Origin of the sequence: Blattabacterium cuenoti BPAA (genome assembly GCF_000348805.1) — a bacterium.
Taxonomy (GTDB): Bacteria; Bacteroidota; Bacteroidia; order Flavobacteriales; family Blattabacteriaceae; genus Blattabacterium; species Blattabacterium cuenoti_B.
In genome coordinates this window covers 511,244-523,989 of sequence record NC_020510.1, presented here as the reverse complement: position 1 = coordinate 523,989, position 12,746 = coordinate 511,244, and the positions used below count along the sequence as shown (strand labels likewise).

Annotated in this window: 10 protein-coding genes; 3 read left to right on the top strand and 7 right to left on the bottom strand. The window is 24.7% G+C overall.

The window, feature by feature from the left end:
* Positions 1-105: 105 nt before the first annotated feature.
* A complete protein-coding gene (gene leuS / locus BPAA_RS02550) occupies positions 106-2,880 on the bottom strand; it encodes a leucine--tRNA ligase (RefSeq protein ID WP_015430101.1) in 2,775 nt (924 codons plus the stop codon).
* A gap of 89 nt (positions 2,881-2,969) precedes the next feature.
* Here leuS and mgtE point away from each other — a divergent pair, with 89 nt between their 5' ends.
* Positions 2,970-4,409 carry a magnesium transporter gene (gene mgtE, locus BPAA_RS02545; protein WP_015430100.1) on the top strand — a complete coding sequence of 480 codons (1,440 nt, stop codon included), beginning with the start codon at positions 2,970-2,972 and terminating at the stop codon, positions 4,407-4,409.
* Here the strand turns inward: mgtE and BPAA_RS02540 are convergent.
* Together BPAA_RS02540 and BPAA_RS02535 are read right to left on the bottom strand one after the other, a co-directional pair.
* Complete coding sequence (locus tag BPAA_RS02540; protein WP_015430099.1) at positions 4,404-5,411, bottom strand: RluA family pseudouridine synthase; 1,008 nt, start codon at positions 5,409-5,411, stop codon at positions 4,404-4,406. The genes mgtE and BPAA_RS02540 overlap by 6 nt on opposite strands.
* Positions 5,359-6,480, bottom strand: coding sequence for a PASTA domain-containing protein (locus BPAA_RS02535; RefSeq protein WP_023469961.1), 1,122 nt, complete (start codon positions 6,478-6,480; stop codon positions 5,359-5,361). Before BPAA_RS02535 ends, BPAA_RS02540 begins: the two co-directional genes overlap by 53 nt.
* Positions 6,481-6,541: 61 nt before the next feature.
* On the opposite strand from BPAA_RS02535, the gene BPAA_RS02530 reads away from it, so the two are divergent.
* The gene (locus tag BPAA_RS02530; protein WP_015430097.1) at positions 6,542-7,525 is read left to right on the top strand and encodes a D-alanine--D-alanine ligase; all 984 of its coding nucleotides are present in this window, start codon (positions 6,542-6,544) and stop codon (positions 7,523-7,525) included.
* Between the two features lie 120 nt (positions 7,526-7,645).
* On the opposite strand, the gene feoB is transcribed toward BPAA_RS02530, so the two are convergent.
* Positions 7,646-9,697, bottom strand: a complete 2,052-nt coding sequence (feoB, locus tag BPAA_RS02525; RefSeq protein WP_015430096.1) for a ferrous iron transport protein B — start codon at positions 9,695-9,697, stop codon at positions 7,646-7,648.
* A 16-nt stretch (positions 9,698-9,713) separates the two neighbouring features.
* On the bottom strand, positions 9,714-9,938 hold the full coding sequence (locus tag BPAA_RS02520; RefSeq protein WP_015430095.1) for a FeoA family protein: 225 nt from the start codon (positions 9,936-9,938) through the stop codon (positions 9,714-9,716).
* 61 nt (positions 9,939-9,999) lie between these two features.
* On the opposite strand from BPAA_RS02520, the gene rseP reads away from it, so the two are divergent.
* Positions 10,000-11,337: an RIP metalloprotease RseP gene (rseP, locus tag BPAA_RS02515; RefSeq protein WP_015430094.1), complete on the top strand. Its 1,338-nt coding sequence runs from the start codon at positions 10,000-10,002 to the stop codon at positions 11,335-11,337.
* On the opposite strand, the gene BPAA_RS02510 is transcribed toward rseP, so the two are convergent.
* Both BPAA_RS02510 and BPAA_RS02505 read right to left on the bottom strand, forming a co-directional pair.
* A complete protein-coding gene (locus tag BPAA_RS02510; protein WP_041178717.1) occupies positions 11,318-11,905 on the bottom strand; it encodes a 5-formyltetrahydrofolate cyclo-ligase in 588 nt (195 codons plus the stop codon). The genes rseP and BPAA_RS02510 overlap by 20 nt on opposite strands.
* A gap of 5 nt (positions 11,906-11,910) precedes the next feature.
* Complete coding sequence (locus BPAA_RS02505; RefSeq protein ID WP_015430092.1) at positions 11,911-12,714, bottom strand: alpha/beta fold hydrolase; 804 nt, start codon at positions 12,712-12,714, stop codon at positions 11,911-11,913.
* Between the last annotated feature and the right edge of the window lie 32 nt (positions 12,715-12,746).

Below are 12,746 nucleotides of genomic sequence, written 5' to 3'. Positions count from 1 at the left end.
TGAATGCTACATTATAGAGTACAAATCTACGTTTTATAGACAAATTTCAATTTGTGTTAAAATGGATTGAAATATTAGAATATCAAGAAAGTCATTTTAAAAAATTTATTTAATTAAAATATTTATTATTTTTTTAGGAATTAAAATTAACTTTTGTAAAGTTTTTTCTTTCAAAAAAAATTTTGTTTTAGGATGATTTAAGATTTTATTTTTTATTTTTTCTATGGGAGTGTTAGAATCAAACTTTTCTAAAAATTTTAATTTTCCATTAAACATAATCGGATATGTTATTTCCTTTTTTACTATATATTTTGGATTAAAAACTGGAAAATCGTAAAATAAAACAGATTTTTTTTTCCCCAGTTTATACCATAATTCTTCGGATATATGAGGAGCAAATGGAGCAATCAATTGAACTAAAGGCTCTAGTATTTTTCTTTTATTACATTTTAATAGAGTCAATTGATTCGTCATAATCATTAACAAACTAATAGAAGTATTCCAAGAAAAAGATTTTATTTTATTTTGTATTTTTTTTATGGAACTATGCAAAAATTCCAATTCTTGGAATGTTGGATTTGTTTCACTGACTTGAAAAGTTTTATTTTTATGAAATAAACACCAAAATTTAATTAAAAAATTTTTTATTCCATTTATTTTTTTTTCATCCCAAGGTTTAGATTGATTAATAGGACCCAAAAACATTTCATACAAACGAAATGTATCTGATCCATATTTATCATAAATATCATCAGGATTTATTACATTATATTTTGATTTTGACATTTTTTCCAATTTTCTTTTACAAAAAAAGGCCCCTCTTTCTAAAATAAAAACAGATGAATAAAATTCAGGTCTACATTTTTTAAACTTATGAATATTTAATTCATTGTTTTCTTTAATTAAAGAAAGATCCACATATATTTCTTGAAAAGAAAAATATGCGTGTTTTTTATTTTTTAATCCATAAGATAAAAAAATGTTTTCTCCTATCACTTTGATTATGATTGCAGAATAACTCAAGATCATTCCTTGATTCAATATTTTTTTGAAAGGTTCTTCAGTTGTTATCCATCCTCTATCTAACAAAAATTTATGCCAAAATCTAGCATAAATCAAATGACCTGTACTATGTTCAGATCCACCAATATATAAGTCTACATTTTTCCAATAATTTTCTTTTTTTTTATCTATAAAAAATTGATTGTTATGTACATCCATATATCTAAGAAAATACCAACTTGAACCGGCCCAACTCGGCATAGTACTAGTTTCTATTGGAAATACATTTTTATGATCAATCAAAATATTAGGAACAATCTTCATATCTTTTTCATCCCAAGCCCAGTTTTTGGCTCTAACTAATGGAGGTTTTCCATCTTTAGGATGAAAATTGTCTATTTCTGGAAGAATGAGAGGCAATTTATCGACTGGAATTGTTTTTGGAATTTTATTTTTAAAATAAATAGGAATGGGTTCGCCCCAATATCTTTGTCTGGAAAAAATAGCATCACGAATTTTATAACTTGTTTTAAGTGAACCTATTTTATTCTTGACTAAAATTTTAATGATTTTTTCTTTTGCTTGTTTACGGGTTAATCCATTTAAAAAATTAGAATTAATACACTTTTTATTAAAATCTAAAATTTTAATGATTTCTATACCAAATTTTTTGGCAAATTTTTTACTTTTTTCTTCATGTCCAGGTATTCCGATAACAGATTGGGTTTTTTGATTTACAGAAATAAAATTACTGATATAAATGGGAATCCTTTTTTTAGGAAAAAAAGGATGAAAAACATAATTTCCTGTAAAAATTCCATATATATTTTTTGTATTTTCATTTATAGAAAATTCTTTGGAAAAAGATGTTAATCCATTTTTATGGGGTAATGATATTTTAACTGAAAGTGGATGATTTGGAGATAATATGATGAAAGTCATTCCAAATATCATTTCTGGATGAGAAGTAAACAATTCAATTTGATGAATCTCCTCAACAGGAGTAATTACTTTTAATAAAACAGAAATCCCTGTTGATTTTCCTATCCAATTATATTGTAATTTTTTTAAAGATTGAGAACACTTAATAAAGTTTAATCCTTTAATGAGTCTTTCTGCATATGCACTAATTCTTATATGCCATTGTAACATTTTTTTTTGGTAAACTGGATATCCTCCTCTTTCACTTTTTCCATTTTTTATTTCATCATTAGCTAACACTGTTCCTAAATCTGGACACCAATTTACTGTATTTTTACATAAAAAAGCTAATCTATAATCTAAAAGAACAGATTCTTTTTTGTAGAAACTAAATTGTTTCCATGTTTTTGAATCAAATTTATAATTTGATGTAGTGTTTGCGTTAACGAATTTATTTCCATTTTTATTAAATTCTTTAATTAAAATACTTATAGGTTTAGCTTTTTCACTGTTTTTATCGTACCAAGAATTAAAAATTTGAATAAACATCCATTGAGTCCAACGATAATAATTAGGATTGCTAGTATATAGTTCTCTATCCCAATCAAAAGAAAGTCCTATTTTATTTATTTGTTTTTTATATATACGTGAATTTTCGAGAGTTGTATCGTAAGGATGTTTTCCAGTTTGAATCGCATATTGTTCTGCAGGAAGTCCAAAAGAATCAAATCCTATGGGATTTAAAACATTGTATTTTTTTGCTCGTTTGTACCTTGCATAAACATCTGATGCTATATAACCTAAACAATGTCCTACATGAAGACCTGTTCCAGAAGGATAAGGAAACATATTTAAGATGTAGTATTTTCTTTTTTTGTTTTCTTTTGTATGAAAAATGTTATGTTTTTTCCAGTATATTTGCCAACGTTTTTCTATTTCACGAAAATTATATTCCATTTTTCTTTTTTTTTAGACTATGTATGATGATATTACAATAATTATTTTATTACGTAATTTTAATTTATTTCTGCAGAACAATATAGAAATTGTTTTTCTTTCCTGTAAGAGAAAATCCAATCACTATAATTATTAATAATACTAAAAAAATTTTCACAAAAAAGAAAGAAGAAATGTTTAATGAAGATCAAGATTATTTAAATAACGATAAATTTATAAATAATCAAACTATAAGTAGATTAATAGAAATTCTTAATCAGAATCCTAATGATGTTGTAAAAATATTTAGTTTGTTAAAATTATGTAAAGCAATTTCTATTTTTAAAATATTGGATTCTTCTACAAAAAAAAAAATTATAAAAGACTTGTCTTCTATTAAGAAAATGGAATTATTAAATAATTTATCTGTAGATGATCGTATTTCTTTTTTAGAAAGTCTTCCAAAAAATATTTTAAAAGACTTAATAAAATATTTAAATAAAGAAGAAAAATGTAAAATTTTAGTATCTCTAGGATATCCTAAAAACAGTATAGGTTGTTTAATCATTCCATATTATCTTGCAATTCAAGAAACGTGGAGTGTACAAGAAGTTTTGGATTATATTCGTAAGGAAGTTAAAAATAGTGATGTTATAGAAATTGTCTATATAATCAACGAAAAAGGAAAATTAATAGATGATATAAAAATACGAGAATTTTTACTGGTAGATCCTAATACAAAAGTATATGATTTAATAAATGGTAAATATACTACTACTGAAATTTTAAATATTACGGATACCGAGAAAGAAGCTACTAAAATGTTTACTATGAGTAATAGAATTTCGCTTCCAGTTATAGACGATCATAATTTTTTATTGGGAATTGTAACTTTAGATGATATTTTATGGGTCTTAAATGAAAATTATAGAGGGGATTTTCAAAAAATAGGAGGAATGGAAGCTTTAAATCAATCTTATTTAAACGTTCCTTTATATAAACTTATTAAAAAAAGAGCTGGATGGCTAATTTTATTATTCATAGGAGAAATGTTAACAACAACAGTTATGCAAAAATTTTCAAGTGTCATAGAAAGAGCTGTAGTTCTTGCTTTATTCATTCCTTTAGTTATTTCAAGTGGTGGAAATAGTGGTTCTCAAGCTGCAAGTTTAATTATACAAGCAATGGCTTTAGGAGAGGTTAAGATAAAAGATTGGTGGATTGTGATGCAAAGAGAAATTATTTGCGGTTTTTTTTTAGGGAGTATCTTAGGATTAACAGGTTTTATACGTGTAATAGCTTGGCATAAAATCCATTTATTTAATTATGGTTCTCATTGGATATTAGTAGGACTTACGGTGTTTTTATCCTTAATTGGAGTTGTATTATGGGGAACATTAAGTGGTTCAATGTTGCCTTTTATAATTAAAAAATTAAGAGGAAATCCAGCCAGTTCTTCAGCTCCTTTTGTTGCTACATTAGTGGATGTTGTTGGATTAATGATATATTTTTCTATCTCTTATTTTCTTTTGAATGGTACTTTATTATAAGAATATCTTTCTACATTGTTGTAGAACAATTTTAAAATCTTCAGGAATTGGACAATAAAAATAACATTTTTCATGTTTTGGATGAATAAAAGAAAGAGATATAGCATGTAAAGCTTGTCTCGGTAAGATCTTGAAACAAGTTTTCAAAAATTCTATATTTCGATTCGAACATTTTTTTTTCATAAAAATTTTATGTCCTCCATAAATAGAATCGTGAAACAATGGATGTCCCAAATATTTGAAATGAGCTCTGATTTGATGTGTTTTTCCTGTTTCTATATTGCAAGAAATATATGTCAAATATTTAAATCGTTCTAACACTTGATAATGTGTTACAGAATACTTTCCTTTGTGAGATTCATTTGTTCTAAAAACGGTCATTCTTTTTCTATTTTTAGGATCTCTTCCAATAAACCCAGTTATAATTCCTTTTTGTTCAAGCAAATCCCCCCATATCAAAGCCCTATATTCTCTTTGAATTGTTTTAGAAGAGTGAAATTGTTGAAATAAATATTTTTTAGAATACTCATTTTTAGCTACAACTAATAAACCTGATGTATCTTTATCTAATCTATGAACTAATCCACTTCTATATAAATTAAAATTCTTCAAATTTGAGTTTTGAAAATGATATTTGATTCCATGAATTAATGTCCCTTTATTATGACCAAATCCAGGATGTACTACCATTCCTGCAGGTTTGTTAACTACAATGATATCTTCATCTTCATGAAGAATATCAAGGGTTATTTTTTCTGCAACAATATTTTTATACTCTAAATGATCTAATATAGGAGGAATATTAGAAAATTGAATTTCTATCAAATCCAAAGGTTGGATTCTATAATTTTTTTTTACAATATGTTGATTCACGATAATTTTTTCTGAAAACATCAATTTTTGAATTTGATTTCTGCTAATATTTTCTATATTCTTTTTCAAGAACTTATCAATGCGAATTTCTTTTTGATTTTTTTTTACAACAATTTGTATTTTTTTCATTTTTCAAATCTTTTTTTTCATTTTTCAAATCTTTTTTTTCATTTTTCAAATCTTTTTTTTCATTTTTCAAATCTTTTTTTTCATTTTTCAAATCTTTTTTTTCATTTTTCAAATCTTTTTTTTCATTTTTCAAATCTTTTTTTTCATTTTTCAAATCTTTTTTTTCATTTTTCAAATCTTTTTTTTCATTTTTCAAATCTTTTTTTTCATTTTTCAAATCTTTTTTTTCATTTTTCAAATCTTTTTTTTCATTTTTCAAATCTTTTTCTTCATTTTTTAAATCTTTTTCTTTTATTTGAATGAATTGATCTAACAATTCTTTGGAAGTTAACCAAAGTTCAACAGGTTTATTTTTATCATAAATTATTCCAGGATCAGGTTTTTGACGATATACTTTTGCATTTTTATCAGGATTTGTTATTGCATGATCATAGTAAAAATTAATCACATGAAATAATTGATTTTTTAACGTATAAATAGCTGAATATAAACTCATTCCAATGACATTGGGAACTAAAAAATTATCTTTTTTATATCCTTTTCCAAGGATTAAAATAATTCCATCTTGATTAAAGGGAAATCTATATCCAAATTGGATAGATTTATTTTGATATAAAGCTTTTAAAACGAGATCTTTTCTCCTATCATTAATATATCTGATTTCTTTAACGGATATATGGTTAGCATGAAGCAATTTTATTGCTATTCTTTTTTCTTTATTGAAAATATCAGGTAAAATAGATTGGGATGATTTAGAGTTAACTTGTATATATACATGTCTTCCTTCTTTAACATAATCTCCAGCTTCTGGAGAAGAGGAAATGATTTGATTAATTTTAAAATTAGGATCATAACGTGATGTGTCTATATCGTATTTTAGACCTAATTTTTTCAAAATAGATATAGATTTAGGTAAATTGAATCCTATCAAATCAGGAACAACAACATAAGACCCATGTTTTGTATAAACATCTACCCATTTTAATGTCAATTGAGTAATTTTATATAAAATCAATATAGAGACTAAAAAATTTATGATGAATATTACAAAATATTTTGAATAATTCATGAAAAAAATAAATTAGAAATATTCTTAATAAAGAAAAAACCAATAAAATTAAAAATAATTCATGAAAAAAATAGCTGTTGTCATGGGAGGATTTTCAAAAGAATCTATGATTTCACTAAAAAGTGGAAAAGTTGTTTATGAAAATTTATGTAGAAAAAAATTTGATCCTTATCGAATCTATCTTTTCAAAGATAAATGGTTCATGAAAGATGAAAAAAATCAAGAATATTTTATCAATAAACAAGATTTTACTGTTTCCGGAATGAATCACCTCAAGTTTGATTGTGTATTTAATGCCATACATGGAACTCCAGGAGAAGACGGAATATTACAAGCTTATTTTGAATTATTAAAAATTCCTTATACAGGATGTAATTTTCATCATGCAAATGTTACTTTTAATAAAAAGTATTGTTTAACTTTATTGAAATATTTTGGAATTAATACAGCAAAATCTTATTTCCTAAATAAGAATCAAGTTTTTTGTAAAAAAAAAATTTTAAACAAAGTAGGACTTCCTTGTTTTGTGAAACCTAATAGATCTGGATCTAGTTTAGGAATAAGTAAAGTTTATGAAGAAAAAGATTTGTTTAACGCAGTACAAAAAGCTTTTTTAGAAGATGAAGAAATTCTTATCGAATCTTTTCTTGAAGGAAAGGAGGTATCAGTAGGTGTTTTTTCATTTAAAAATGAAATTATTGTTTTACCAATAACAGAAATAATTAGTCAAAATGATTTTTTTGATTTTGAATCAAAATATTCTGGTAAATCTCAAGAAATCACTCCGGCAAAATTGTTTCCGAGTATTGAAAATAAAATACGGGAAACAGCAAAAAAAGTATATAATTTTCTAAATTTATCTGGAATCACGAGAGCGGAATATATTATTGTAAATGAAAAACCTTTTTTTTTGGAAATAAATACAATTCCAGGTCTTTCAGAAGAAAGCATTTTTCCAAAACAATTGAAAATAGCTGGAATATCTTTATCCGATGTATTGACAAATTCCATATATACTTCTATTGATAAAATAAAAATTTTATAGTTTACAATTGCATTTTTTTCTACAAAAAAATTTTTTTGTAGAAAAAAAATTCAATAGTTTTATCAATAAACAAAAAATTGAATATAAAAAAAACAAACCTATTATGATGTATTGACACATTTATTTTTTTAATATTTGATATGTTAATAATGAAACTATATAAGCTAACAAAGTCATAAAAACAAATTGTAGAATTGGCCATTTCCAAGATTTCGTTTCTTTTCTTATTATGGATAAAGTACTCATACATTGCATAGAAAATGCATAAAAAAATAATAAAGAAAATCCTGTTGCTAAATTATAAATAGGTTTTTTAGTTTCAGGATATATTTCTCCTTTCATTTTTTCCTTTAAAAGATTTTCCTTTTCTTCTATGCTATATACAGAAGCCATAGTGCTAACAAAAACTTCTCTTGCTACAAAAGATGATAGAAGCCCTATCCCGATTTTCCAATCGTATCCTAATGGATGAATTATAGGTTCCATTTTCTTCCCTAATAAGCCTAAATAAGAATGAGGCAATTCTTTTTTTTGTATTATAAAGATTGAATTTTTATTTGATGAATTTTCTGAAGGACCAAAAGAACCCAAAACCCAAATCAGTATATTAATTAATAAAATTATTTTTCCTGCATTAATAATAAATGATTTAAGATTGATCCATAGAGTAATTAATACATTTTTCAATATAGGGATTTTATAAGTAGGCATTTCCATTATAAGATGACTTTGATAATTTTTTTTTAGTAATTGATGTAAAATGATGGATACACTAAAAGCAAATATAATTCCTAAAATATACATAGATAATAGCACTATTCCTCTTAATTGAATGAAATGCCATTTTTTGTCCGGTATAATTATAGATATAATTAAAGTATAAACAGGTAATCTTGCAGAACAGGTTATAAAAGGAGTTGCTAAAATAGTAATTAATCGATCTCTTGGATTCTCTATATGTCTAGCTGATATGATTGCGGGAATAGCGCAAGCTATGCTAGAAATAAGAGGAACAACACTTTTTCCATTTAATCCAAAAGGTCGCATGATTCGATCCATTAAAAATATAACTCTGCTTATGTATCCACTTTCTTCCATAAGAAGAAGAAAAAATATCAAAATCGAAATTTGCGGAATAAAAGAGAGAATAGTACTGATTGCAGGTAATATTCCTTGCAAAAAAAAATTACTTAAGGGACCAGGATAAACGTGGTCTAATTTATTTTGAAGAAAAGAAAAAAAAAATTCTACAAATTGTTTAGGAATTTCTGCCCAAAAAAAAATACATTGAAAAATGGAAAACAAAATAAATAAAAAAAAAAAATAACCCCAAAAAGGATGTAAAACTAAATAATTATCTATTTTTTTTGAAAATTCTAAACAGTTTTTTTCCTTATCCAAAATTAATTCGGAAACTGTTATTGAAAATATTTTTCCTATTTCTTCATATCTATCCAATGTTTCCTTGATTTGTAATCTTTTTGGGATAATGTTATATTTCTTTTTGATTTTATTCAATAAACAGTCTTTTTTTAAAAATTTTGCGTTATAAGCTAGATAGTACCAAGCTTGATAAGTACTTACTTTGTAATTGTTTTTGACGTCATTAATAGCAAGAGAATAATATATACCTGGATTGAAAAAAAAATAGTTTTTTTTTGTTTTTTGATTTAATTTTTTTATTTTTCTTTTCATTTCATTCAGTCCTATTCCTTTTCTTGCGTTAATCAATACAATATCTGTGATAAGAAATTTTTTTAATTTTTCTATGTTAATGGATATGCCTTTTTTTTTTGCTTCATCAAGCATATTTAATGCAAAAAGGACTGGAAATCCTAAATCTTGCACTTGTCTGAGTAATAGAATGCTTTTTTTTAGATTCGAGGAATTTGCTACTACTATAATTTTATCTGGATAATCTAAATCATTTAGATTACTTAGCAATAATCTGCAAACTACTTCTTCATCTTCAGATGAAGGATATATGCTATAAGTTCCAGGAAGATCTACAATTTGATAATACGTGTTCTCATAATGAAAATATCCTATTTTTTTGTCTACTGTAACTCCTATATAATTTCCAACTTTTTGATTAAGTCCAGTCAATTGATTGAACAAAGAAGTTTTACCTACATTTGGGTTTCCAACTAACGCTAGTTTAATTTTTTTCATTATTTATTTTCAAATTCTAAATAAGAGGTTCTATGATGATGTTTTCAGCTTCTTTTTTTCGTAAAGTTAAACAAGATTGATCATAACTTATACATAATGGATCGCAAAAAATAGAAACAAAAAGTATTTCGAATTTTACACCAGGTAAAATTCCTAATTCTAGTAATTTTATGGGAAAGTTATCATTTTTATATCCTTTAATAATTCCTTTTTCTCCTTTTTTAAGATTAGATAAATTCAAAATGTATTTTATTTTGGAATAAAGGTTTAAATTTATCTTTTTTATTTTTTAAATCTGAAAAATGTCATCAATTTTAATTAGATCTATACAATTACTACTTAGCATTTCTATATTGGTTGTTGTTCATGAACTAGGTCATTTTATTGTAGCTCAAGTATTTAAAGTCAGAGTTGAAAGATTTTTTTTATTTTTTGATCCTTGGTTTTCTCTATTAAAAAAAAAGATAGGGAATACTATTTATGGAATAGGTTGGTTACCTTTAGGAGGATATGTTAAGATATCTGGAATGATGATGGATGATAAAGAGAATAATAATCAACTAGAGAATCAACCTAAAGATTGGGAATTTCGTTCTAAATCAGCAATAAAAAGATTATTGATTATTTCTGGAGGAATTTTTTTCAATATATTGTTATCCTTTTTAATTTTTACTCTTTTATTGTTTAAGTATGGAGAAACTTATCTTCCTACAAAAAATGTGAAATACGGAATAGAAGTTGATTCTTTGGGAGAGAAAATAGGATTGAAAAATGGAGACAAAATTTTATTTGTAAATGAAAAATATGTTCCCTACTTCAATGATATTCCTAAAGCCATTATTTTGGGAAATTCTATCACTATAGATCGAATGGGGAACATTGTAAAATTATCATTAAATAATAACAAAAAAAAATTTCTTTTTGATAGAAAAGAATTAAATTTTTTTATTCAACCTCGTGTACCTCCTATAATTAATTATGTGGTAAAAAACTCTGAAGCTGAAAAATATGGATTAAGAAATAATGATGAAATCTTAGCTATTAATTCTGAATTTGTTCTTTTTTCTGATCAGTTGAAAGATTTATTGTCAAAACATAAAAATGAAAATATATTAATGTCCATCAACAGAAATGGAAAACTTATTCAAAAAGAAATTTTTTTAGATCCAAAAGGAATTTTGGGAATTTATTTAAAAAAATTTATGGATTTAGATCAAATTTTTTTATTTGAAAAAAAGAGTTATTCTTTTTTTGAGAGTATCCCTCATGGAATAGAAAAAGCTTGGGATGTTTTAAAAAATCAAATCTTTTTTTTGAAGAATGTTTTTCATATAGAAACCAAAGCTTATAAACAGATAGGTAGTTTTTTTTCTATAGCTAGAGAATTTCCATCTAAATGGAATTGGGATATTTTTTGGACTTTAACTGCTACTTTATCCATTTGGTTAGCTTTTTTAAATTTATTTCCTATTCCATCATTAGATGGTGGATATCTATTATTTATCATGATAGAAATGATAACAAGAAAAAAAATAAATGAGGAAATTGTTGAGCGTTGTACTGTTTACGGTTTTTTCGTAATGAGTTTTATTATGATGTTGATCATTATTTGGGATATACTCAAAGTTTTTTTTTATTAAATAAAAAAATCTGGTTAGGAGTTATTCCTATATCGATTGACAAATCGTTTTTATGTATGTTTTGAATTTTTTTTATGGGATAAAAAAAACTTAACCCTATTTTAATAATATTTTTTTTGCATAAAGGAATAAATCTATCATAAAAACCTTTTCCATAACCAATTCGATAGCCTTTAAAATCAAATATTAATAAAGGAATAAATATTACTTCAATAAGAGAAATTGAAACAATAAATTTATGCCTAGGAATAGGTTCTAAAATTCCATATTTTTTTTTTGTTAATATAGTATTTTCATGAAATAAACAATTTTCTATAGATAATTTCTGAAAATTAGAACAGGGCACCGTGACATATTTCCCTATTCTTAGTAAAAAATTGATTATGATAAATGTATCTATTTCTTTATGTTTCCGTATGGGCAAAAAAATGTGATAATAAGTTTTTTTCCATAAAAAAAACATTTTTTTTAGCTGAAAAAAAATTTCATAACTCATTTTTCTAATTTCCTTTCTAGAAATAGACTTTCTCATATGTAAATATTTTTTACGTAATTTTTTTTTATTCATTCCACTCATGTTTCATGAATAGAAAAATCTATAAAATTCTCTAATATATTTATTATTTCTTTAGGTTTTTCTATGTGGCCCATATGACCCGTAGGAATTGCAAAAAAATATATTTGATTTCCATTTTTAGTTTCTTCATAAATTCTTTTTATATCAAGAATTCGATCGTATAAACCAGCTATATATAGTTTTGGAAACTTAGTTTTTTTTAGTAAAAATGTTCTATTTTTTCGAATTGACATTCCTTTTAAAAAAGAAATAATACTATGAATATGAGTATTTGAAGCGATGTTCTTTACAAAACCAATTTGGTTTTGTAAAGAACATAATTTTTCATAATGAAATAATTTTTTTATACTTGTGGTTATAAATAATGGATGATGATGGATTGCTAATTGAATAGACTGAATGCGATTTTTCTTTTTTTCAAGTGTATCTGATTCCGTTGTAGAATGAAGTAAACACAATCCTAAAAACATTTCTGGATATTTTTCTGCCATAGCTAAAGCCACATATCCACCCATAGAATGTCCTACAAAAACAGCTTTTTGTATATTTTCTTTTTTTACAATTTTTTTTACAATTTCTGCAGCTTCTTCCATCGTAAAAACTGTATTTTTTTTTTCTAATGTGAAAACACTTTTTCCATGACCTGGAAAGTCTATTGAAAGAACTTTATATTTTTTAGTAGAAATATTACTGTATATATCATTCCATATTTCTAAATTTTCCATAAATCCATGCAATAATACTATAGGTATTCCTTGTCCTTTTATTTTTGAATTTATTTTTTTACAAATATTAGTCATTACTTATGAAATAAAATATATTTTTATGAGAT